The organism is Cupriavidus sp. USMAHM13 (assembly GCF_001854285.1).
Classification (GTDB): domain Bacteria; phylum Pseudomonadota; class Gammaproteobacteria; order Burkholderiales; family Burkholderiaceae; genus Cupriavidus; species Cupriavidus malaysiensis.
This window is the reverse complement of the sequence record NZ_CP017751.1, coordinates 1,042,115-1,064,774: the sequence shown is the minus strand read 5'-3', so window position 1 is coordinate 1,064,774 and position 22,660 is coordinate 1,042,115. Positions and strand designations below refer to the sequence as shown.

Annotated in this window: 22 protein-coding genes and 1 other RNA gene; 5 read left to right on the top strand and 18 right to left on the bottom strand. The window is 66.7% G+C overall.

Annotation, left to right across the window (positions count from 1 at the left end; all coding sequences use genetic code 11):
- Positions 1-129: 129 nt before the first annotated feature.
- Positions 130-936: a phytanoyl-CoA dioxygenase family protein gene (locus tag BKK81_RS04810; protein ID WP_071011029.1), complete on the top strand. Its 807-nt coding sequence runs from the start codon at positions 130-132 to the stop codon at positions 934-936.
- Positions 937-1,050: 114 nt separating this feature from the next.
- Here BKK81_RS04810 and erpA read toward each other — a convergent pair whose 3' ends face one another.
- The 4 genes from erpA to rplM form a co-directional block, all read right to left on the bottom strand.
- Positions 1,051-1,419 carry an iron-sulfur cluster insertion protein ErpA gene (erpA, locus tag BKK81_RS04805; RefSeq protein ID WP_071011027.1) on the bottom strand — a complete coding sequence of 123 codons (369 nt, stop codon included), beginning with the start codon at positions 1,417-1,419 and terminating at the stop codon, positions 1,051-1,053.
- Between the two features lie 106 nt (positions 1,420-1,525).
- Positions 1,526-2,128, bottom strand: a complete 603-nt coding sequence (locus BKK81_RS04800) for a bactofilin family protein (protein WP_071011025.1) — start codon at positions 2,126-2,128, stop codon at positions 1,526-1,528.
- 223 nt (positions 2,129-2,351) lie between these two features.
- On the bottom strand, positions 2,352-2,744 hold the full coding sequence (gene rpsI / locus BKK81_RS04795; RefSeq protein ID WP_071011024.1) for a 30S ribosomal protein S9: 393 nt from the start codon (positions 2,742-2,744) through the stop codon (positions 2,352-2,354).
- Positions 2,745-2,755: 11 nt separating this feature from the next.
- On the bottom strand, positions 2,756-3,184 hold the full coding sequence (gene rplM / locus BKK81_RS04790; RefSeq protein ID WP_071011023.1) for a 50S ribosomal protein L13: 429 nt from the start codon (positions 3,182-3,184) through the stop codon (positions 2,756-2,758).
- Between the two features lie 740 nt (positions 3,185-3,924).
- Here rplM and BKK81_RS04785 point away from each other — a divergent pair.
- Positions 3,925-4,347 (top strand): OsmC family protein, encoded by a 423-nt coding sequence (locus BKK81_RS04785; protein WP_071011022.1) that lies wholly within the window; start codon positions 3,925-3,927, stop codon positions 4,345-4,347.
- 49 nt (positions 4,348-4,396) lie between these two features.
- Here BKK81_RS04785 and rnpB read toward each other — a convergent pair.
- Positions 4,397-4,739: RNase P RNA component class A (rnpB, locus tag BKK81_RS04780), an RNA gene on the bottom strand.
- A 232-nt stretch (positions 4,740-4,971) separates the two neighbouring features.
- Between rnpB and BKK81_RS04775 the strand changes: the two genes are divergently transcribed.
- Positions 4,972-7,779, top strand: coding sequence for a M16 family metallopeptidase (locus BKK81_RS04775; protein WP_071011020.1), 2,808 nt, complete (start codon positions 4,972-4,974; stop codon positions 7,777-7,779).
- A gap of 34 nt (positions 7,780-7,813) precedes the next feature.
- On the opposite strand, the gene BKK81_RS04770 is transcribed toward BKK81_RS04775, so the two are convergent.
- The 4 genes from BKK81_RS04770 to BKK81_RS04755 form a co-directional block, all read right to left on the bottom strand.
- Entirely contained in the window at positions 7,814-8,686 is an 873-nt protein-coding gene (locus BKK81_RS04770; protein ID WP_071011018.1) for a DUF3025 domain-containing protein, read from the bottom strand.
- Between the two features lie 17 nt (positions 8,687-8,703).
- The gene (pyrC, locus tag BKK81_RS04765) at positions 8,704-9,738 is read right to left on the bottom strand and encodes a dihydroorotase (RefSeq protein WP_071011017.1); all 1,035 of its coding nucleotides are present in this window, start codon (positions 9,736-9,738) and stop codon (positions 8,704-8,706) included.
- An 80-nt stretch (positions 9,739-9,818) separates the two neighbouring features.
- On the bottom strand, positions 9,819-11,138 hold the full coding sequence (locus tag BKK81_RS04760; protein ID WP_083383932.1) for a glycerate kinase type-2 family protein: 1,320 nt from the start codon (positions 11,136-11,138) through the stop codon (positions 9,819-9,821).
- Positions 11,135-12,208 (bottom strand): tartrate dehydrogenase, encoded by a 1,074-nt coding sequence (locus tag BKK81_RS04755; RefSeq protein WP_071011016.1) that lies wholly within the window; start codon positions 12,206-12,208, stop codon positions 11,135-11,137. The genes BKK81_RS04760 and BKK81_RS04755 overlap by 4 nt, the downstream gene beginning before the upstream one ends.
- Positions 12,209-12,361: 153 nt before the next feature.
- On the opposite strand from BKK81_RS04755, the gene BKK81_RS04750 reads away from it, so the two are divergent.
- Positions 12,362-13,192 carry a class II glutamine amidotransferase gene (locus tag BKK81_RS04750; protein WP_071011015.1) on the top strand — a complete coding sequence of 277 codons (831 nt, stop codon included), beginning with the start codon at positions 12,362-12,364 and terminating at the stop codon, positions 13,190-13,192.
- Positions 13,193-13,267: 75 nt separating this feature from the next.
- Here the strand turns inward: BKK81_RS04750 and BKK81_RS04745 are convergent, their stop codons facing one another.
- The 6 genes from BKK81_RS04745 to BKK81_RS04720 all read right to left on the bottom strand — a co-directional run bounded on the left by BKK81_RS04745 (position 13,268) and on the right by BKK81_RS04720 (position 19,061).
- On the bottom strand, positions 13,268-14,002 hold the full coding sequence (locus BKK81_RS04745; RefSeq protein ID WP_071011014.1) for an amino acid ABC transporter ATP-binding protein: 735 nt from the start codon (positions 14,000-14,002) through the stop codon (positions 13,268-13,270).
- Positions 13,999-14,682: a glutamate/aspartate ABC transporter permease GltK gene (gene gltK, locus BKK81_RS04740; protein WP_071011012.1), complete on the bottom strand. Its 684-nt coding sequence runs from the start codon at positions 14,680-14,682 to the stop codon at positions 13,999-14,001. The genes BKK81_RS04745 and gltK overlap by 4 nt, the downstream gene beginning before the upstream one ends.
- A 9-nt stretch (positions 14,683-14,691) precedes the next feature.
- Positions 14,692-15,420 (bottom strand): amino acid ABC transporter permease, encoded by a 729-nt coding sequence (locus BKK81_RS04735; protein WP_071011011.1) that lies wholly within the window; start codon positions 15,418-15,420, stop codon positions 14,692-14,694.
- A 63-nt stretch (positions 15,421-15,483) separates the two neighbouring features.
- Positions 15,484-16,383 carry a glutamate/aspartate ABC transporter substrate-binding protein gene (locus BKK81_RS04730; RefSeq protein ID WP_071011009.1) on the bottom strand — a complete coding sequence of 300 codons (900 nt, stop codon included), beginning with the start codon at positions 16,381-16,383 and terminating at the stop codon, positions 15,484-15,486.
- A 258-nt stretch (positions 16,384-16,641) separates the two neighbouring features.
- Positions 16,642-17,949 (bottom strand): Glu/Leu/Phe/Val family dehydrogenase, encoded by a 1,308-nt coding sequence (locus BKK81_RS04725; RefSeq protein ID WP_071011007.1) that lies wholly within the window; start codon positions 17,947-17,949, stop codon positions 16,642-16,644.
- A 164-nt stretch (positions 17,950-18,113) separates the two neighbouring features.
- Positions 18,114-19,061: a LysR family transcriptional regulator gene (locus tag BKK81_RS04720; RefSeq protein ID WP_071011005.1), complete on the bottom strand. Its 948-nt coding sequence runs from the start codon at positions 19,059-19,061 to the stop codon at positions 18,114-18,116.
- A gap of 169 nt (positions 19,062-19,230) precedes the next feature.
- Here BKK81_RS04720 and BKK81_RS04715 point away from each other — a divergent pair, with 169 nt between their 5' ends.
- A complete protein-coding gene (locus BKK81_RS04715) occupies positions 19,231-19,689 on the top strand; it encodes an Lrp/AsnC family transcriptional regulator (RefSeq protein ID WP_071011003.1) in 459 nt (152 codons plus the stop codon).
- Between the two features lie 175 nt (positions 19,690-19,864).
- Here BKK81_RS04715 and BKK81_RS04710 read toward each other — a convergent pair whose 3' ends face one another.
- The 3 genes from BKK81_RS04710 to BKK81_RS04700 are packed head-to-tail and all read right to left on the bottom strand — an operon-like array spanning position 19,865 to position 22,562.
- Entirely contained in the window at positions 19,865-20,638 is a 774-nt protein-coding gene (locus tag BKK81_RS04710; protein ID WP_071011002.1) for an ABC transporter permease, read from the bottom strand.
- Positions 20,638-21,480: an ABC transporter ATP-binding protein gene (locus tag BKK81_RS04705; RefSeq protein WP_156811345.1), complete on the bottom strand. Its 843-nt coding sequence runs from the start codon at positions 21,478-21,480 to the stop codon at positions 20,638-20,640. The genes BKK81_RS04710 and BKK81_RS04705 overlap by 1 nt, the downstream gene beginning before the upstream one ends.
- Before the next feature lie 14 nt (positions 21,481-21,494).
- Positions 21,495-22,562, bottom strand: coding sequence for an ABC transporter substrate-binding protein (locus BKK81_RS04700; protein WP_071016060.1), 1,068 nt, complete (start codon positions 22,560-22,562; stop codon positions 21,495-21,497).
- Between the last annotated feature and the right edge of the window lie 98 nt (positions 22,563-22,660).

The window sequence follows — 22,660 nt, the reverse complement described above, 5'->3', positions numbered from 1 at the left end:
GAAGATAGGAAATATATGCTTTTCCTATGAAGGCGTGCAGACCATACTTGCGGCAGCCGGCACGGGAGACCGGACGATGTCGTCGTTGCCGTCGGATCAGGGAGAAAGTCGGATCAGGGAGAAAGCTTGATGGAAATCAGCACGCAACAGATCGAGGCCTACCAGCGCGATGGCGCGCTCGTGCTGCGCGGTGCCTTCAGCGACTGGGTCGAGCCCCTGCGCGAGGGCTTCGCGCAGAACCTGGCGCAGCCCGGTCCCTTCGCCATCGAGAATGTACGCGGGGGCGAGCGCGGCCGCTTCTTCGAGGACTATTGCAACTGGCAGCGCATCGCGCCGTTCGAGGACTTCATCCGCCGCTCGCCCGCCGCGGCCATCGCCGGCCGCATCATGGGCGCCAGTGCGGTGCAGGTCTTCCACGAGCACATCCTGGTCAAGGAACCCGGCACCGACAAGCCGACGCCCTGGCACCAGGACCTGCCTTACTATTGCGTGGATGGCCTGCAGACCGCCAGCTACTGGATCCCGCTGGACCCGGTCGACGCCACCAACACCCTGTGCGTGGTCCTGGGTTCGCACCGCTGGCCCAAGCTGGTGCGCCCCAAGCGCTGGGCCAGCAACGAGAACTTCTATGCCGGCCGCGACAGCTTCATGGACATGCCCGACGTCGAGGACGGCAGCCATCGGATCGTCGCTCCGCAACTGGCCCCCGGCGATGCCGTGGTCTTCGATTTCCGCACCGTGCACGGTGCGGCGGGCAACCAGGGCACAGGCCGCCGACGCGCCTTCTCGGCGCGCTTCCTGGGCGACGACGTACGCTTCATCGAGCGCCCGGGGCGCACCTCGCCGCCCTTCCCCGGTATCGGCCAGCGCGATGGCGAGCGGTTGCGCGAAGACTGGTTCCCCGTGGTCTGGCGCGCACCCGCCGTCCGGGCGTAGCGGACGGCAGGCACAGGAAGCAGAAAAGAAAAAGCGCACCGAAGTGCGCTCGATTCCTGCCTCTCGTCCTGGCGGCCCCGGGGCGATCCCGCGAGCCGGCCAGGCCGGCGACACTCAGACCGAGAAGGACGAGCCGCAGCCGCAGGTGGTGGTCGCGTTCGGGTTCTTGATCACGAACTGCGCACCGTTGATGTCTTCCTTGTAATCGATCTCGGCGCCGACCAGGTACTGGTAGCTCATCGAGTCGATCAGCAAGGTGACGCCGTTCTTCTGCATCGTGGTGTCGTCTTCGTTGACGTCTTCATCGAAGGTGAAGCCGTACTGGAAGCCGGAGCAACCGCCGCCCTGCACGAACACGCGCAGCTTCAGGTTGGCGTTGCCTTCTTCCTCGATCAGTTCCTTGACCTTGTCGGCAGCGCTGTCGGTAAAGACGAACGGGGCCGGCACGTCCTCGGTAACGGGTGCCTCGGCGACTGCGTTCATGGGGTTCTCCTGTTTAGATACGCCGGTATTTTAAGCGCTCTGGCGAGATCGTGCCGAAACCCCGTGAATTCAAGGGACTCTGGCCGCCACCCGCCTCCTGCATGCCTCAAGCGGCACTCCGTTGGCGCAGACCCGCCACCGCGGTCAGCGCCGCCTCTTCGCGCGGCGCCGCCTGTGCGGCGTCCGAGGCGCCAGCCACAGCCCGCGCCTCGGCTGCGGCTGGCGGCGGTACCGGATCGGCCCCTTCGCTCGCAGCCTCCGCATCGGCCACGTTGGCCAGGCCGGCGTCCTCGCCCACGGCGGCGGCATCGCTCGCACCGGCCTCGGCCGGCGCCGGCAACGCCCGCGTTTCGCCCTGCACCCGCGGCACGAGACGGCCCTCGACAAGGGCCCCCTGCTGCATCTCGAGAGCTGCATAATGCACTTCGCCATGCACCCTGGCCTGCGACTGCAGCTCCAGCAGTTCACTGGCATACACAGGCCCGGCCACGGTGCCGTTGAGCACGAGATGGGCGACCCGCACTTCGCCCTCGACGCGGCCGCTCTCGCTGAGCACCAGCATGCTGGGCTGGCCTGCCAGCGCCACCACGTTGCCGCGCACGCGCCCGTCCAGGCGCAGGCCGCCGGCAAAGGACAGATCTCCGTCGATCACCGCCTCGCGGCCGATCAGGGTATCGATCGTCAGGCCTTTCTTCTTCGAAAACAACATAGCTTCCTCCTCTTGCCGGGCCGGCCCTGTGGATTCCCACCGGCCGCGCGGCAACGCGCTGCGATTGTAGCCGCACGGGGCACCGCCATGACGGCAAGGTACATGTTGGCGAGCTTTCGCCCCTGCGCTTGCGCCGCCACCCGCGCAGGGCAAAAAAAAACCGCACGGTGACCGTGCGGTTTTTCTCTCGACCTGCCGGGGCAGCAACCCCGGCAAGCGCGCATCAGCGCTTCGAGAACTGCTTGCGGCGGCGTGCCTTGTGCAGACCGACCTTCTTACGTTCCACTTCACGCGCATCGCGGGTGACGTAGCCGGCCTTCGACAGCGCGGACTTCAGCGTGGCATCGTAGTCGATCAGGGCACGGGTGATACCGTGGCGCACGGCACCGGCCTGGCCGGTTTCGCCACCACCGTTCACGTTGACCTTGATATCGAAGGTCTCGCCGTGCGAGGTCAGTTCCAGCGGCTGGCGCACGATCATCAGCGAGGTTTCGCGAGCGAAATACTCTTTGATGGGCTTGCCGTTGACGATGATGTCGCCCTTGCCCGACTTGATGAAGACACGAGCCACAGCGCTCTTGCGGCGGCCGGTACCGTAATTCCAGTTTCCGATCATGGATGGCCCCCTTAGATTTCCAGCGCCTTAGGCTGCTGCGCTTCGTGCGGATGCTCGGCTTCGGCGTACACCTTCAGCTTCTTGATCATCGCGTAGCCCAGCGGACCCTTCGGCAGCATGCCCTTGACAGCCTTCTCCAGGGCGCGGCCCGGGAAACGCTGCTGCATCTTGCCGAACGTGGTTTCGTAGATACCGCCCGGGTAGCCCGTGTGGCGATAGTACTTCTTGTCCGTTTCTTTGGTACCCGTGACACGCAGCTTGGCTGCATTGACGATGATGATGTAATCACCGGTGTCGACGTGCGGAGTGAATTCCGGCTTGTGCTTGCCGCGCAGACGGCGTGCCACTTCGCTGGCGACACGGCCGAGGACTTTGTCCGTCGCGTCAATCACGTACCAGTCGCGCTTTACCTCGTGAGGCTTGGCGGAAAAGGTCTTCATGATTTTTCCTGAGACTTGTAGAACCTGCCCGAAACTTGCCGTGCCATGCGAGACCAGTCGCATGCGCCGGCGATCGGCCGGTCCTTGGGACCTGGCCTTCCTGCTTGTGTGTGCAGGCTCTCCCTGAATTCTCTTCCGCGGGCATGACGGAAAACCGTAGATTATACTCGGTCAACTGCTCGACGCACAAGCAAAAGCGAGCCCCATCGTCAAGTTCCGAGGACTGAGCGGCGCCGGATAGTATCCATCCAGGACTCGGCACGACCGACGGCACGACCGACAGGCGAAAAAAAACCCAAGCGCTAGGCTTGGGTTTGAATCCACCAAAGGAGGAGGGTGGAGGAGACACCTGGAGATCGACGGAGGCGGCGGGCGGTGCGGGCTGAGCTGTTCGCTTTCGCACTCTGGCGCGCTGCGGATGCCGTCGTTCAATGGAAGCCATTATACATGAGCGCTTGTGCGACGCAAGAAAATTTGCAGTGCGAAATGCCTTACCGCATTGTAAAAAATTGTGCGGACGCAACATTGCCACATGAATCCGTTATTTATCAAACACTTACATATCAATCATGCTTGTCACCAAAGCGTCATCTTAGAAGAAACCCTCGAACTGTGCGGCGTAAACCGGCTCAAGCGGCACTCTCGCTGTAGACGATATACTGGCAAAAGCAAGGCCTGACCATCACGCGTTTGCGAACAGGAACGCACCGAACAGAACCCAGGACACAGGACGGACTCACATGGAATGCAAAGTAACTTGGACGGGCCCGGAGGGGATGAGCTTCATCGCCCAGACCGGCAGTGGTCATCTGGTGACCATGGACGGCGCGCCGGATGGCGGCGGCCACAACCTGGCACCGCGCCCGATGGAGATGGTGCTGCTCGGCACCGGCGGCTGCACCGCTTATGACGTGGTATTGATCCTCAAGCGCGGCCGGCACGATGTGCGCGGCTGCAGCGTCAAGCTCGAAGCCGAGCGGGCCGGCGAGGATCCGAAGGTGTTCACGCGCATCAACTTCCACTTCGTCGTTACCGGGCACAACCTGAGCCCGGCCGCGGTGGAGCGCGCGGTGACGCTATCGCATGAGAAATACTGCTCGGCCTCGATCATGCTGGCCAAGACCGCCGAGATCACCCACAGCGTGGAAATCGTTGAAGGCTGAGGCGCCTCCGGACACGGCCGGCGCGTGCCCGGCCGTGCGCTGGAAAGAGAAGCAAAGCAGGCCGATAAGCCGGATTCTGTGCGCGCGGCCCGCCTGACGGCGAGCCACGCGTGACAACCATTCCTCTAGGCCGACCGTTACCGACCGGCTCCAGCTCCCTACCCACAGGCTCAGCGGGCCGCCTCGATGCCTGCCTATTTGGGATTGCTCCAGGTGGAGGTTACCGCGTTTCACCCTTGCCGCCAGGCGTACCCGGCGGCAAGACTCGTCTCTGTGGCCCTATTCCGCACGTCGCCGTGGATGGCTGTTAGCCAACACCCTGCCCTGTGGAGTCCGGACTTTCCTCCCCTCGCCGCCTGACGGCGGCGAGCAGCGATTGTCTGGCCTGCTTTGCGAGGACGGAGTCTAACACCGCGGCGCCGCGCGCGCGACCCGCGCGCGGCGGATGCCCAGCCGGGCCCGGCATCCGTCGCACCTGTCCGATCCATCTGACTTTTCCAACGAACGATCCGATCGGACCTGTCCTTCCCCTCTGCCCGCCCCCACTCCGTCTAGAATGTCCTTCCGCTTCGTGTACATCAAACGCCACATCGAAGCCACTCCCGCCATCGCCTCGAACCCTGCATGCGCCTGCCCACCCAAGCCAACACGACCCCACTCGCCGCCCTTGCCCTGGCCTGCAGCCTGCTGCTGAACGCCGTCCCCGCCTGCGCGCTCAGTTCCGTGCCGGTCCCGCCCGCGGCGAGCACGCTGCCCGCCCGGGTCACCTCGGTGGAGGGCATCACAGAATACCGCCTGCCCAACGGCCTGCGCATCCTGCTGGCGCCGGACGCGGCACAGCCGGTCACCACCGTGAACGTCACCTACCTGGTCGGCAGCCGTCACGAGAACTACGGCGAAACTGGCATGGCGCACCTGCTGGAGCACCTGCTGTTCAAGGGCACGCCGGCCTATCCTGGCGATACGATCCCGCGCGAGTTCGCACGCCGTGGGATGCAGTTCAACGGCACCACCGCCCAGGACCGCACCAACTATTTCGCCACCTTCGCCGCCAGCGAGGACAACCTCGACTGGATCCTGCGCATGGAGGCCGACCGCATGGTCCACAGCTTCATCGCCAGGTCGTCGCTGGACAGCGAGATGACGGTGGTGCGCAATGAACTGGAGATGGGGCAGAACAATCCGAACAGTGTGCTGTTGCAGCAGGTGGTGGCCGCCGCCTACCAGTGGCACAACTACGGCCATGCGCCGATCGGCGCGCGCAGCGACGTCGAACAGGTGGGCATCGAGCGCCTGCAGGCCTTCTACCGGCGCTACTACCAGCCCGACAATGCCGTGCTGGTGATAACCGGCAAGTTCGACCGGGATGCCACGCTGGAGCGGGTCGCGCGCTACTTCGGCGCCGTGCCGCGGCCGGCACGGGCGCTGCCCGCCGAGCATACCGTGGAGCCGCCGCAGGAAGGCCCGCGCGAGGTGACCCTGAACCGGACCGGCGATGTGCCGGCGGTGATGGCGCACTACCATATCGCTCCGGGCGCCCATGCCGATACGGCGGCGATGGCGCTGCTGGCCGACATCCTCACCAGCGCGCCGGGCGGCCGCCTCTACCGCGCCCTGGTCGAGAGCGGCAAGGCATCGGCGCAGGGCGGCATCCTGCGCGCGCTCAAGGATCCGGGCTCTGCGATCTTCGTCGCCGTGGCCGGCAAGGACAAGCCGCTGGCGCCGGCGCGCGAGGCCCTGCTGGCCGAGCTGGAGGGCTTCGCCGCGCGGCCGGTCACGGCCGACGAGCTGGAGCGTGCCCGCACGCGGCTGCTGAACGCCTACGAAGAGACCCTGAACGACCCCGCCGCTTACGGGCTGGCCTTGTCGGAAGCCATCGCCAAGGGCGACTGGCGCCTGTTCCTGATCGGCCGCGACCGCATCGCGCAAGCCAGCCTGGAAGACGTGCAGCGCGTGGCACTGCACTATCTGCAGCCGGCCAACCGCACCCTGGGCCAGTTCGTGCCAACCGCCCAGCCGCAGCGCACGACCATTCCGGCACCGCTCGGCCAGGCCGAGATCGCGGCCATGGTCGATGGCTACCAGGGCAAGCCGGCGGCGGCTCCGATCGCCGCGTTCGATCCCTCGCCGGCCAATATCGAGGCCGGCACGCTGCGGCCCACGCTCGCCAACGGCATGCAGCTCAGCCTGCTGCCGAAGCCGACGCGCGGCGGCAGCGTGAGCGGCGTGCTGTACCTGCGCATGGGCGACACGGCCAGCCTGCAGGGACTGGATGCCGCGGGCGGCCTGACCGCCGCCATGCTGGTGCGCGGCGCGGGGGCGCTGGACTTCCGCCAGGTCGCCGACCGCCTGGAGGCTCTCAAGGCAGGCGTCTCGATCAGCGGCGATGCGGAACGGGTCACGGTGCGTTTCCAGACGCGCCGGGCCTACCTGCCCGACCTGCTGGCATTGCTGCGTGACGTGTTACGCGCGCCGCAGTTCCCGGCCAGCGAGCTGGAAACCCTGCGCAGCCGGGCGATCGCGGGACTGGAAGGCCAGCTCACCGAGCCCGGCGCGCTGGCGCGCAACGCCCTGGCACGCCACGGCGACCCCTACCCGGCAGGCGACCCGCGCCATACCGACACCCTCGAAGAGCGTATCGCCGCCCTGCGGCGCGTGCGCGTCGAAGACCTCAAGGACTTCCACACCCGCTTCTACGGCAGCAGCCACGCCCAGCTCGCGCTGGTCGGCGACTTCGATCCCGCCGCCACCAAGGAGCAGCTCGCCACCCTGTTCGGCGACTGGAGCGCGCCGGCACCGTTCACCCGCGTGCCGCGCCCCTACCTCGACATCGCCCCGGCCGCCATCGTGCTGCGCACGCCTGACAAGGCCAGCGCCGTTTATGTGGCGAACCTGCCGGTCAAGCTGACCACCGAGGATGCCGACTATCCTTTGCTGCTGATCGCCAACCGCGTGTTCGGCGGTGCCAGCCTGAAGAGCCGGCTGGCCGACCGGCTGCGCCAGCGCGACGGCATCAGCTATGCGGTCGCCAGCATGCTGCGCATCGGCTCGCTGGACGATGCCGGCAGCTTCGCGCTGCAGGCGCAATATGCGCCGCAGAACCTCGACAAGCTGCGTCGCGCGGTCGACGAGGAACTGGCGCGGCTGGTCAAGGACGGGATCACCGAGGAAGAACTGGCCGAGGCCAGGAACGGCCTGCTGCAGGAGGCCGCGGTCGGCCGCAGCGACGATGGCGCACTGGCCGCCAACCTGGCCAACCAGCGCTATCTGGGCCGCACCATGCTGGTCACCGCCGAACGCGAGGAGAAGATCCGCCAGGCAAGTGTCGCGGCGGTCAACGCGGCCTTGCGCGCGCATCTCGACCCGGCCCGGCTGACCCAGGTCTACGCCGGCGATTTCCCCGCGACCGCCGAGGCACCGGCCCGGCCTTGATACAGCGGGACCGCCGCGACCGGCGCCGCCGTGCTCAGGCAGCGCGGCGCCCCGGCCGGAACACGGCGGTGTCCTCGTAATAGGCGGGATCGCCATTGTCCGCGCACCAGCCGGGCACGCCCAGCACCGGCAGCGGCGCGAAACGGCGCGGCGCGAACTGGCCTTGCGCCACGGCCGCCCGCAAGGACGCGGCGACGGCCTCGTCCACGGCCCGGCAGTCCGGCGCCTCCGGCGGCGCTGCTTGCGATTTTCCACCATGTGCCACGCCCGCCGGCGCCAGGTCCAGCGGCCAGGCGTGTGCGGTGACCGACTTGTAGGGCCGCACCAGCTTCTCCAGCAGGGCATGGCCGAAAGGCAGCACCGTGCAGCGGTCATGCCAGGCAATGCGCGCCTCGACGAACAGCGCGCGCCAGCCGAAGCCGCGCAGGGCGGACTCCAGGGCGGGCTCTGCGCTCAGGAACAGCACGGCGTTCTCGTCGAACAGGGTGGCCGCGTCGCGCACCGGGCCCCGACTGGCCTGCACGCCGTCGCGCGCGATGGCGGCCGCCTGCAGCCGATTGAGCAGACGCTTGGCGGTGGGGAAATGCAGCCACACCAGCGCATTGAAGAAGTCGTGCAGATTGTCCCGCGTGGGCACCGCGCCGGTGGCATGGATGTGCGCTTCATAGGCGCAGCCGTCGGGCAGCGCGGCCTGAGGCACGAAGTGCAGCGGCAGCCCTGCGTCGTTGCACAGGCCCAGCGGCGCCGCGCAGGCATCGAGCGCCCCGCGCAGGTCGGCGCCCGCCGCTACGGCGCAGGCCAGGGGCTGGCCAAGCGCGCGCAGCGGCGCGAACCAGGGCCGCGACCAGTCGATGGCGGCCAGCGCCGCGGCCAGGGTCGCGTCCGGAGCCGGCGCGCCGGCCGGCATCTGCCCCGCCACGCGCCTTACTTCGCCTTCCAGCGCAGCACCTCGCCGGCGCGCAGCGGTACCAGCGTGGTGTCGCCGTAGGGCAGCTCGGCGGGCAGCTCCCAGTCTTCGCGCGCCAGCGTCAGCGTGCCGGCATTGCGCGGCAGGCCGTAGAAGGCCGGGCCGTTGAAGCTGGCGAAGGCTTCCAGCTTGTCGAGCGCGCCGGCCGCATCGAAGGCTTCGGCGTACAGTTCCATCGCATGCAAGGCGGTGTAGCAGCCGGCGCAGCCGCAGGCGTGCTCCTTCAGGCCGCGCGCGTGCGGCGCGCTGTCGGTGCCGAGGAAGAAACGGTCGCTGCCCGAGGTCGCCGCCGCCACCAGCGCCTCGCGGTGGATCTCGCGCTTGAGCACCGGCAGGCAGTAGTAGTGCGGGCGGATGCCGCCGGTGAAGATGGCGTTGCGGTTGTACAGCAGGTGGTGGGCGGTGATGGTGGCTGCCACCGGACCTGCCGCGTCGCGCACGTATTGTGCGGCGTCCTTCGTTGTGATGTGTTCGAACACCACCTTCAGTTCCGGGAAGTCGCGGCGCAGCGGCGTCATCACACGGTCGATGAAGACCGCCTCGCGGTCGAAGATATCGATGTCGCCGTCGGTGACTTCACCGTGCACCAGCAGCGGCAGCCCGACGCGCTGCATCGCTTCCAGCGCACCCGCACAGCGCCGCAGGTCGGTCACGCCGGCATCGCTGTTGGTGGTGGCGCCGGCCGGATACAGCTTGACCCCGTGCACGAAGCCGCTCGCCTTGGCTGCGACGATCTCTTCGGCCGGCGTGTTGTCGGTCAGGTACAGGGTCATCAGCGGCTCGAACTGCAGTCCTGCCGGCAGCGCCGCCAGGATGCGCGCGCGATAGGCCGCGGCCTGCTCGACCGTGGTCACCGGCGGCTTCAGGTTGGGCATGATGATGGCGCGCGCGAACTGGCGGGCGGTATCGGGCAGCACGGCGGCCAGGGCAGCGCCGTCGCGCAGGTGCAGGTGCCAGTCGTCCGGGCGGGTGATGGTGAGGGTCTGGGTCATGGCTTCGGGGGTCTTGCATGGCCCGCCGCGATGACGGCGGGCGCGGTTTTACGGAGTGGGGACGGGCCGGGAGCTTGGGCTTAGACGATCAGGATAGCGCGGTAGTCGTTCACATTGGTGCGCGTGGGGCCGGTCACGACGAGGTCGCCGATGGCATCGAAGAAGCCCCAGGCGTCATGCGCGTCGAGTTGCCGCCGGGCCGTCACACCGGCCGCCTCGGCCCGCGCCAGCGAGTCCGGCGCGGCGAGCGCGCCGGCATTGTCCTCGGAACCGTCGATACCGTCGGTGTCCGCGGCGATGGCATGCACATCGGCCAGGCCGCCGAGCTCGAGCACCAGCGACAACAGGAACTCAGAGCAGCGGCCGCCGCGCGCGCCCTTGGCGCCGGCCGGCAGGGTGACGGTGCATTCGCCGCCGGAAATCAGGGCCACCGGCGCGGCGAAAGGCGCATTGTACGCCCGAATCTCGCGCACCAGCGCGGCATAGACCTGGGCCACCTCGCGTGCCTCACCGGTCACCGTATCGCCCAGCAGGACCGGCTGGATGCCGTGCGCGCGGAAGCACGCGGCGGCCGCCTCGAGGCTGCCGTGCGCGGTGGCGATCATGCGGTTGTCCACACGCGCGAAGACGGCGTCGCCCGGCTTCGGCGTCTCCGCCAGCTCACCGCGCGCACCGCGTTCGAGATGCTGCAGCACCGCCGCCGGCACCGTCGCGCCGTAGCGCCGCAGGATGGCCAGGGCATCGCCGAAGGTACTCGGGTCGGCCACGGTCGGCCCCGAGGCGATCGCGCTCGGATCGTCGCCAGCCACGTCAGAAACGATCAGCGTGGTGACCGGCGCGCGGCTGGCCTGGGCCAGCCGCCCACCCTGGATGCGCGACAGGTGCTTGCGCACGATGTTCATGTCAGTGATGGGCGCGCCGCAGCGCAGCAGCTCGCGTGTGGTGGCCTTGAGATCGGCCATGGCAATGCCGTCGGCCGGCAGGGACAGCAGGCTGGAGCCACCGCCGGAAACCAGCACCACCAGGCGGTCGTCGGGACCCAGTGCCTGCACCCGCGCGAGGATTTCCGCCGCGGCCTGCTCGCCGGCCTCGTCGGGCACCGGATGGCCGGCTTCGATCACACGGATATGCCGGGTAGGCAGGCCATGCGCATAGCGCGTGACCACCAGTCCCTCCAGCGCCGCGCGTCCCGCGTAGGCACGCTCCACCGCAAGCGCCATCGAAGCCGCGGCCTTGCCGGCGCCCACCACCAGGGTGCGCCCGCCGGCATGCGGGGGCGGCAGGTGCGCGGCCACCACCTGCAGCGGATCGGCCGCCGCCACCGCCGCCTGGAAGCTTTCCAGCAACAGCGCGCGCGGATCGGGCACGGTACCGGCTACGGTACCGGCCGCGCCGCTCACAGCGCCTCCGCGATCGCGCGGCCCAGATCGGCGGTTCCCGCCGTGCCGCCGATGTCGCGCGTCAGCGGCGCATGTTGCGGACCGGCCGCCAGCACCGATTCGATGGCCTGCAGCACCGCCGCCCCGGCCTCGGCATGGCCCAGGTGCTCGAGCATCATCGCCCCGCACCAGATCTGGCCGATCGGGTTGGCGATGCCGCGCCCGGCAATGTCCGGCGCGGAGCCGTGCACCGGCTCGAACAGGCTCGGGAAGGTGCGCTCGGGATTGATGTTGGCCGAGGGCGCGACGCCGATGGTGCCGGTGCAGGCCGGGCCGAGATCGGACAGGATGTCGCCGAACAGGTTGCTGGCCACCACCACGTCAAACCAGTCGGGGTGCAGCACGAAATGGGCCGTCAGGATGTCGATGTGGTACTTGTCGACCTTCAACTCCGGGTAGCCGGCGGCCATCGCCTCGACCCGCTCGTCCCAGTAGGGCATGGTGATCGAGATGCCGTTGGACTTGGTCGCCGACGTCAAGTGCTTTTTAGGACGCTTCTGCGCCAGTTCGAAGGCGAACTTCAGGATTCGGTCGACGCCGATCCGGCTCATCACCGTTTCCTGGATCACCACCTCGCGCTCGGTGCCCGGGAACATGCGACCGCCGATGCTGGAATACTCGCCCTCGGTGTTCTCGCGCACCACGTAGAAGTCGATGTCGCCGGGCTTGCGATTGGCCAGCGGGCAAGGAATACCGGGCATCAGCCGCACCGGGCGCAGGTTCACGTACTGGTCGAAGGCGCGCCGGAACTGCAGCAGCGAGCCCCACAGCGAGACGTGGTCGGGCACGGTCGCAGGCCAGCCGACGGCGCCGAAATAGATCGCGTCGTACTTGACCAGCGTGTCGAACCAGTCGTCGGGCAGCATCTTGCCGTGCCGGGCGTAATAGTCGCAGCTGGAGAAATCGAAGTGGTCCCACTGCAGGTCGATGCCGAAGCGACGCGCGGCGGCGTCCATCACGCGGATGCCTTCGGGCATCACTTCCGTTCCGATTCCGTCTCCGGGAATCACGGCGATCTTGTATTGGCTCATGTGCGGGAAGGCCTGGCGGCCTGGGGGTCGGGAGGGGGCGGGAACCCGGCCGGCACGGCCCTGGCGGCCGCGCTTGGCAGCGATCCGGCCGCGCGGGATAATAGCTGCATTCTATTGCAAAGCGGCAGTCCGCTGCCGCCCCGGTGCTCCGCCATGTGCCAGCTGCTAGGCATGAACTGCGCCACGCCGACCGACGTGACGTTCTCCTTTACCGGTTTCGCCGCCCGCGGCGGCGTCACCGACCACCATGCCGACGGCTTCGGCGTGGCCTTCTTCGAAGACAAGGCCTGCCGCCTGTTCATCGACAACCAGTCGGCCGGCACCTCGCCGGTGGCCGACCTGATCAAGCGCTACCCGATCAAGTCGAAGAACGTCATCTCGCATATCCGCAAGGCGACCCAGGGCACCGTGCTGCTGGAAAACTGCCACCCCTTCATGCGCGAGCTGTGGGGCCGGCACTGGATCTTCGCCCACAACGGCGACCTGAAGGGCTACCACCCTTTCCTGTCCGGGGTCTACCAGCCGGTGGGCGACACCGACAGCGAACTCGCCTTCTGCGCCCTGATGCAGGGCCTGCGCAAGCGTTTCCCCGGCTCGCAGCCGCCGTTGAACGAGTTGTGCCACGCGCTCGCCGACATCACGCGCGACATCACCCTGCACGGCGTCTTCAATTACCTGCTGAGCAACGGCCAGGCCCTGTTCGCCCACTGTTCCACGCGGCTGTACCGTCTGGTGCGGCAGTGGCCCTTCTCCACCGCCCACCTGATCGACGCCGACCTGTCGATCGACTTCGCCCAGGTCACCACGCCGGAGGACCGCGTGGCGGTGATCGCCACCGCGCCGCTGACGGACAACGAGACCTGGACCGCCTTCGAACCGGGCGAGCTGATCATGTTCGAGAACGGCCTGCCGACCATGACGCTGTCGGTGCCGATCCCGCCCGAGGTGCAGGCCAAGAACGCGGCCAATACCGCCTGCACCTGAAGCGCTGAAGTACGGGCAGCAAAAAGGGACGCCGAGGCGTCCCTTTTCCATTCCGGCGCGACCTGCCGCCGCGCTTCAGTGCTGCAGGATCTTCGACAGGAACTGGCGTGCGCGCTCGGAACGCGCCTCGATATTGCCGAAGAACTCCTCTTTGGCGCAGTCCTCGACGATCTTGCCGGCGTCCATGAAGATCACGCGGTTGGCCACCTTGCGTGCGAAGCCCATCTCGTGGGTCACGCACATCATGGTCATGCCTTCCTGCGCCAGCTGCACCATCACGTCCAGCACCTCGTTGACCATTTCCGGGTCGAGCGCCGAGGTGGGCTCGTCGAACAGCATGCAGATCGGATCCATCGACAGCGCGCGCGCGATCGCCACGCGCTGCTGCTGGCCGCCCGAGAGCTGGCCCGGGAACTTGGCCGCCTGGCTCTTCAGGCCCACCCGCTCCAGGTACTTCAGGCCCTTGGCGGTAGCCTCTTCCTTGGAGCGGCCCAGCACCTTCATCTGCGCGATGGTCAGGTTATCGGTGATCGACAGGTGCGGGAACAGCTCGAAGTTCTGGAACACCATGCCGACGCGCGAGCGCAGCTTGGGCAGGTTGGTCTTGGGATCGCCCACCGAGGTGCCGTCGACCAGGATGTCGCCCTTCTGGAAGGGTTCCAGCGCGTTGACGGTCTTGATCAGCGTGGACTTGCCCGAGCCCGACGGCCCGCACACCACCACCACCTCGCCCTTGGCTACCTTGGTGGTGCAGTCGGTCAGCACCTGGAAGGCGCCATACCACTTGGAAACGTTGTTGATTTCAATCATACGGCCACCTTTTTCTGATAGCGCCGGACCAGCAGCGAGGCAGAGAAACAGATCACGAAATAGACCAGGCCGGCGAACAGCAGCATCTCGACGATGCGTCCGTCACGTTCGCCGATGCCGTAGGCCTGCCCGAAGAAGTCGGCCAGCGCGCTGACGTAGACCAGCGAGGTGTCCTGGAACAGGATGATGCCCTGGGTCAGCAGCAGCGGCACCATATTGCGGAAGGCCTGGGGCAGGATCACCAGCCGCATGGTCTGCCCGTACGACATGCCCAGCGCCTGCGCGGCGAACATCTGGCCGCGCGACACGCTCTGGATGCCGGCGCGGATGATCTCGGAATAGTAGGCCGCCTCGAACAGCGAGAACGCCACCAGCGCCGAGGTCATGCGCAGGTCCGAGGCCGCCGACAGGCTGAACACCTTCTGCAGCACCTGCGGGATGATCAGGAAGAACCATAGCAGCACCATCACCAGCGGCACTGAGCGGAACAGGGTCACGTAGCTCTTCGCGAACCAGCTCAGCGGCTTGACCGACGACAGCCGCATCATCGCCAGCAGCGTGCCCCAGACGATGCCGACCACCACCGCGGTGACGGTGATCTTCAGCGACAGCATCATGCCCTCGCCGAGCACGGACAGCGACTCGGGGTTGATCGAGGAGAAGTCGAATTGATAGGCCATGGCTTCTCCTTATTTGCTGCTGATGAAGCCGGGCACGCGGGTGCGGGCCTCGACCCAGCGCATGAACAGCATCACGGTCAGGTTGATCAGCGCGTACATCACCGTCACCGCGATGAAGGATTCATACGGGCGCGCGGTGTAGTCCACCAGCTGGCGGCCCTGCGCGGCCAGCTCGAGCAGGCCGATGGTCGACGCCACGGCGGAATTCTTGAAGATGTTCAGGAATTCCGAGGTCAGCGGCGGCACGATCATGCGGAAGGACATCGGCAGCAGCACGTAGCGGTAGGTCTGCGCCAGCGTGAAGCCCATCGCCAGGCCGGCATTCTTCTGCCCGCGCGGCAGCGAATTGATGCCCGAGCGGACCTGTTCGCAGACACGCGCCGCAGTAAAGGTACCCAGGCAGAGCATGGCCGCCAGGAACTGCTGGGCGAACGGATTCATCTGCTTGAAGGTCTCACCGCCGGGCAGCAGTTCGGGCGCGACGAAGTACCAGATGAAGAGCTGCACCAGCAGCGGAATATTGCGGAAGATCTCGACGTAGGTCGCCGCGATGCCGGCCAGCAGCTTGTTCGGCACCGTGCGCAGCACGCCGAGCACGGAGCCGATGACCAGAGCGATGATCCACGAGGACAGGCCCAGCGCGATCGTGACCTTCAGCCCGGAAATCATCCAGTCCAGGTAGGTCTCGTTCTGCGCGGCCTGCTCGAGGAAGACTCCCCAATGCCATGTGTAGTTCATGATGCGTCCTCAAAAAGAAACGGAAGGACTCGCCTTCCGTTTCGCACTCCCGTTCAGCCCCGATCAGTCAAGTGCCTTGTCGTTCGGGTTCTTGAAGAGTGCCTTCATGTCGTCGGACAGCGGGAAGTCCAGGTTCAGGCCCTTCGGTGGTACCGGCTGCATGAACCATTTGGTGTACATCGTGTTGATGCTGCCGTCCTTCATCAGGCCGGCGATCACGCCGTCGGCGACCTTCTTGAACGGTGCGTCATCCTTGCGGATCATGCAGCCGTAGGCCTCGCGCGACTGCGGCTTGCCGACCACGATCCAGTCGGACGGGTTCTTGGCCTTGGCGCGCTCGCCATACAGCAGCGCGTCATCCATCATGAAGGCCACCGCACGGCCGGACTCCAGCGTCAGGAACGACTGGCCATGGTCCTTGGTGCTGATGATGTTCATGCCCAGCTTCTGGTCGTCGTTCATCTTGCGCAGCAGGCGCTCCGACGTGGTGCCGGCGGTGGTGACGACGTTCTTGCCCTTCAGGTCGGCCCAGTCCTTGATGCCGCCGTCCTTCTTCACCATGATGCGGGTGCCGATGATGAAGATGGTGTCGGTGAACGAAACCTGCTTCTGGCGCTCGAGGTTATTGGTGGTCGAGCCGCACTCGATATCGATGGTGCCGTTCTGCAGCAGGGGGATGCGGTTCTGCGAGGTGATCGGGATTTCCTTGACCTGCAGGTTCGGCAGCTTCAGCTTGTCCTTGATGGCTTCGACGATCTTGATGTTGATGTCGTAGGAATAGCCGACCTGGCGCACGCCGCCCAGGTTGTAGTTGAAGGGGATCGAAGAATCCCGCACGCCAAGCGTGATCACGCCGGTATCTTTGATCTTCTTGAGCGTGCCCGTCAGTTCCTCAGCGGCCTGAGCCGTACCGCACAGCAAACCGACCGCCACCATCGCGGTAGCCAACTTGGCAAAATTCATGTGTTCTCCTTGACCATGAAGAGACTGGACGGGGCAGATAAAGCCACATCCCGCCGGTGAAATAGTATTGCTTAGCGCGTCACTCAAGACAACGGGTTTTTCCCCTAATTGCCCCCGATCCTGGTCAAGGCTTGCGCACCGCATCAAAGTCGCGGCATAAAGGAAAAGCGGCTGCCGTGGGGGACGGCAGCCGCTTTTTTGTGCATCACGATCGGAAATGGTGCATTGCATCAAACCGATCGGGTGGGGCCTCTCCGCTCAGGGATAGAGGCCACGCATCTCGCGCGCCTGCAGGATCCGCGTGCAGGCGACGATAAACGCCGCCGTGCGCAGGGTCACCTTGTTGTCCTGGGCAACCTGCCAGATTGCCCGGAAGGCCTCTTGCATGATCCGTACCAGGCGCTGGTTGATCTCCTCCTCGGTCCAGAAGAAGCTGGAGAAGTCCTGCACCCACTCGAAGTAGGACACCGTCACGCCGCCGGCGTTGGCGATCACGTCGGGGGCCACCAGGATGTTGCGCTCGCGCAGGATGTCGTCGGCCTCCGGCGTGGTCGGGCCGTTGGCGCCCTCGATGATCAGCTTGGCCTGGATCTGCGGCGCATTCTTGGCGGTGATCTGGCCTTCGAGCGCGGCCGGGATCAGGATGTCGCAATCGACCTGCCAGAACTGCTCGGTGCTGAGCGTCTCGCCGCGGAAGCCTTCGATGGTGCCGCTGTGCGAGGCATACTCCATCATCGCCGGCACGTCCAGGCCGGCCGGGTTGTACAGCGTGGTACGGTGGTCCTGCACCGCCACCACCTTGGCACCGGCTTCATGGAACAGCTTGGCCGCGACCGCGCCCACGTTGCCGAAGCCCTGCACCGCCACGCGGGCGCCCTTGATCTCCATGCCCAGGTTGCGGGCAGCCTCGCTGCCGACCACGAACACACCGCGGCCGGTCGCCTCGTGGCGGCCCAGCGAGCCGCCCAGCGAGATCGGCTTGCCCGTCACCACGCCGGTGGCGGTGCTGCCGGAATTCATCGAATAGGTGTCCATCATCCACGCCATCACCTGGGCATTGGTGTTGACGTCGGGCGCCGGGATGTCCTTGGTCGGCCCGATGATGATGTTGATCTCGCTGGTATAGCGGCGGGTGACGCGCTCCAGCTCACCGTGCGACAGCGTGCGCGGGTCGACGCGGATGCCGCCCTTGGCGCCGCCGTAGGGCACGTTGACCGCCGCGTTCTTCACCGACATCCAGGCCGACAGGGCCATCACTTCCGACAGGGTCACGTCCTGGTGGAAGCGCACGCCGCCCTTGCCAGGGCCGCGCGACAGGTTGTGCTGCACGCGGTAGCCCTCGAAGTGGGCGATGGTACCGTTGTCCAGCTCGATGGGCACGTCGACGATCAGCGCGCGCTTGGGACGCTTCAGGGTCTCGACCCAGCGCGCCAGCGAGCCCAGGTAGGGCGTGACGCGGTCGACTTGCTTGAGATAGATGCCCCAGGGGCCGAGTTCGGCCGCATTCAGGTAGGAAGGCAGGGCATGTTCGTGGGAAGGAACGTGAAGCGGTACGGCGGATGACATCGTTGGGTTCCGGTGACAAGGTGCCGCTAGCTTAGGCGAGCGCCGAAGGCGGAATCCAATGCCGATTGCTCATCCCGTCATGCAAATCCTGCATAACCTTGACACCCTGCGCTCCCGCCGCCAAGCCAGGCTGCCGGCGCCTCCCGGGGCTCCGCTCGCTCTCTTCAGGCCTCGCTCAGACTGGCCCAGACCTGGTCGACCAGTTGCCGCTTGCGCCGTGCCGGACCGCCGCGCCGCTCGACCCCACCCTCGCCAGGCCGGGCCCGGTACAGGCGGATCTCCATCTCGATGGAAAGCGGTGCCGCGCGCGCCGCTTCGGCACGCACCAGGCGGCCCTGCGCCACCTCGTCGCGCACCGCGCTCTCCGGCAGGAAGGCCATGCCGTGGCCGGCCAGCGCCATCACCTTGAGCGCCTCTGCCATGTCCGTCTCGTAGCATTTGTCGAGCTTGAAGTCCTCGCCGCTGTCGGCCAGCAGGAGGTCGACCATGCGCCCGAGGAAGGCATTGGCGGTGTAGCTGAGGAAGGGCACGGGCTTGCGCTCCGTGCCGGGCAGCCGGTACAGGGGCTTGCCATCCGCGTCCGGCGCGCTGTAGGGCGACAGCCGCTCGACCCCGAGCACCAGCATGTCGTAGTGGGCCGGATCGAGCTGGATGGCCTGGCGCGCATGGTGATAGACCATGACCAGGTCGCAACCTCCCTCCACCAGCATCAGCACGGCATCATGCACGTTGAGCGCGCGCAGCCGGCACGGCAGCGTGCCGAGCTTGCCCTCCAATGCCTTGAGCCATTCCGGGAAGAAGGTCAGCGACAGCGTATGCGGCACGGCGAATTCGAGCACCAGGCCATTGGACGACCGCTGTCCGCGCATCAGCGCGCGCGTCTCGCTGACCTGGGCCAGCATGGCCAGCGCCTGTTCATAGAAGACTTTCCCCGCCGATGTCAGGCGGGTCGGATAGCTGGAGCGGTCGATCAGTTCGGTGCCCACCCAGGCCTCGAGCGACTGGATACGCCGTGAAAAAGCCGGCTGCGTCACATGGCGCAGTTCGGCCGAGCGCGAGAAGCTGTGCGTTTCCGCCAGGCTGACGAAGTCTTCAAGCCATTTGATTTCCATGGGGCAGCATTATCCACCGGGCGGCAGCGAGGGAAGGAAATGCCCGATCTTCGCTCATATCAGGAATGATTTTCCACCCCGCGGGAAATCCAAGCCATAGAATAAACGCCTGTACCCCTCCAATGCGCCCGCCGACCCCGGCGACCCGCGCCACGCGTTGAACCAGGACATGGACCGCTACGACAGACAGATACTGGAAATCCTGCAGGACGACGCCACCGTGCCGGTGGCGGAACTCGGCGAGCGCGTCGGACTGACCGCGACGCCCTGCTGGCGCCGCGTACAGAAGCTGGAGGAAAGCGGCGTGATCCGCAAGCGGGTGGCGCTGCTGGACCCGGCCCGGCTCAATGTCGGCGTGACCGTGTTCGTCTCGGTACGCACCAGCCAGCACAACGACCGGTGGCTGAAGCAATTCCACGCACTGGTCGCCTCCATCGCCGAAGTGACCGAGTTCTATCGCATGGCCGGTGACACCGACTACCTGCTGCGGGTGGTCGTGCCGGACATCGCCGCCTATGACCGTGTCTACAAGAAGCTGATCCAGGGAGCGGAACTGGCCGACGTCAGCTCCAGTTTCGCGATGGAGCAGATCAAGTACACCACCGCGCTGCCGCTGGATTACGCCTAGGGCCGGCTTCGGCGAGCGCGGCGGGATCTGCAGCGCGCCGGCTCGCTCCCTCTCCTGCTTGCGGGAGAGGGGGCCAAGACACTGTACTTGACCAATGCCTTTGGTGCACTGGTGCATCTGCACACCGGCCGGCTTGCTTCCCTCCTGCTGCGGGCCGACGCCTGGCCCCGGCACACTAGCCCCGGTGCGCCCACCCCGTCATGCGCTTCTCCAGCACGGCGAACAGCTCGTACATCAGCATCGCCATCACCGCGATCACCACCAGGCCGGCGAAGGCCAGCGGCATCTTCATCGCCGAGCCGGCCGAGACCAGCAGATAGCCGACCCCTTCGTTGGCGGCGTTCATCTCGGAAACGGTGGTCCCGACGAAGGCCAGCGTGATCGCCACCTTCAGCGAGGCGAAGAAGAACGGCATCGCACGCGGCAGGCCGACCTTGAACAGCACGTCGCGGCGCTTGGCGCCGAGCACCCGCAGCACGTCTTCCAGCTCCGGCTCCAGCGTGGCCAGCCCGGTGGCGATGTTGACCATGATAGGGAAGAAGGAGATCAGGAAGGCGGTCAGGATGGCCGGCCCCACGCCAAGGCCGAACCACACCACCAGGATGGGCACGAAGGCGGCCTTGGGCAGCGCGTTGAAGGCCGTCATCAGCGGGTAGCCCGCGGCATAGGCCAGGCGCGAGGAGCCCATCACCAGGCCCAGCACCACGCCCACGCCGATGGCCAGCGCGAAGCCCGCCATGGTGGTCCAGAAGGTGCGCCAGGCGTGGCCGCCGATCACATCCCAGTACTGGAACAGCGCCGTGGCGATGCTGGCGGGACTGGGCAGGATGAAGTCCGACACGTCGAACACGAGGCAGGCGCCCTGCCACAGCAGCAGCACGGCGCCGAGCAGGATCCACGGGGCCACGCGCTGCACGCGGCGTTGCTGGGCGGAGGTCATCGTCATCATCAGTGCTGGCGTACGTGGCCGATCTTCTCGCGCAGCGCGTGCACGAGTTCGGCGAAGGGTTCGGTGTAGGTCAGGTCGAGGTCACGCGGGCGCGGCAGGTCGATCTCCTTGCGCAGCAGGATGCGGCCCGGCCGCTGGCTCATCACATAGACGGTGTCGGCCAGGAACACGGCTTCGCGCAGGTCGTGCGTGACCAGGATCACGTTGAAGCGCTGGGCCTGCCACAGGTCGCGCAGCACGCACCAGAGTTCCTCGCGCGTGAAGGCGTCGAGCGCGCCGAAGGGCTCGTCCAGCAGCAGCATGCGCGGCTGGTGGATCAAGGCCCGGCAGATCGAGGCGCGCTGCTGCATGCCGCCCGAGAGCTGCCAGGGGTACTTGTCCTCGTAGCCGGCCAGCCCCACCGTGCGCAGCAGTTCGCGCGCACGCGCCACGTACTCGTCGCGGCGCGCGCGCAAGGTCGAGCGATAGGGCTCGACGATCTCCAGCGGCAGCATGACGTTGTCCAGCGTGGTGCGCCAGGGCAGCAGCGTGGGCGCCTGGAAGGCCATGCCGACCTGCTGCAGCGGCCCCGTGACCTTCTCGCCGGCGACCTTGACCACGCCGCGCGTGGCCGGCCGCAGGCCGGTGGCCAGCTTCATGAAGGTCGACTTGCCGCAGCCGGACGGGCCGACAATGGCGATGAACTCACCGGGCTCGACACGCAGCGAGACATCCTCGACGGCGAACTCGCCCCGGTGGGCCAGCTCGTCGTTATAAGCCAGCCAGACCCGGTTGAATTCGACGAACGGCGTGGTGGCGACGGTGGAGGTAGCCGTGGCCGCTGGCGCGCCGGCACGCAGCATGGCGGACGTCGCGCTCATCGCAGCACATCCAGTTCCGCCGCGCCGGGCAGATAGGCGTCGGTCCAGACCGCATCCGGATTGATGCGGCCCTTGGTGGCGAAGGCGTCGGCTACCTGCGAGGCCATCAGCGACAGGCGCGGCTTGCTGATGCGGCCGAAGCCCTCGGCACGCGCGTCGGGCGACTTGACCACGCCATCCAGCGCGATCTTCAGGCGTTTCAACTCGAGTTTCTCGTCGATGATGCCGTCGCGCGCCTTGATCGCCTTGACGCCCTCTTCCGGATGCGCGATCACGTCGCGCGCCGACTTGGCGAAGGCACGCAGGAAGCCCCTGACCGCCTCGGGGTTCTTCTTCAGGAAGTCCTCGGACACCACCACGGCGTTGCCGTACATCTTCACGCCGTACTGCGGATATGGCAGCACCACGATGTCCTCGTCCTTCACGCCGCGCGCATTGAGATTCAGGATCGAGGTGAAGGTGAAGCCGGTGATGGCATCGAGGTCGCCGCGCACCAGCATGGTCTCGCGCAGCGTCGGGTCCATCGCCTGCCAGTTGAAGGCCGCCGCCTGCAGCCCGTTGGCCTTGGCGAAGATCGGGAAAGCACGGCGGCCGGCATCGAAGACCGGTGCACCCAGGCGCTTGCCAGCCAGGTCCCTGGGCGCGCGGATGGCGGACTTCTTCAGCGCCAGCACCGCGGCCGGCGTGTTGTTGTAGACCATCATCACGGCTACCGGCTTGTTCTTCGCGTCCGGGTTGTTGCCGTAGAACTCCATCACCGAGGCCATGTCGGCGAAGCCCATGTCATAGGTGCCGGAAGCCACGCGGTTGACGACGTTGCCCGAGCCGTTGCCGGCGTCGATCGACACATCGAGCTTCTCCGCCTTGTAGTAGCCCTTCTGCTCGCCGAGCAGGAACAGTGCCGACGGTCCCTCGAAGCGCCAGTCGAGCTGGAAGCGGACCTTGGTCTGTGCCTGCGCGGATGCCGCGAATTGTGTCGACAGCACCATGACAGTGCCCAGCCCCAGGGCGAGCTGCAGCAGGCGACGGCGCCCGCGCGCGCGGCGCGCGCCAGCAGCGGGCATGCCGTCCAGCGGGAAAGCGGTGATGGGTGCGGCGGCAGCAGGGGTTTTCTGCATCTCTCTTCTCCATTCCTTAGTCTCGATGGAGAGAGTCTCAGCAA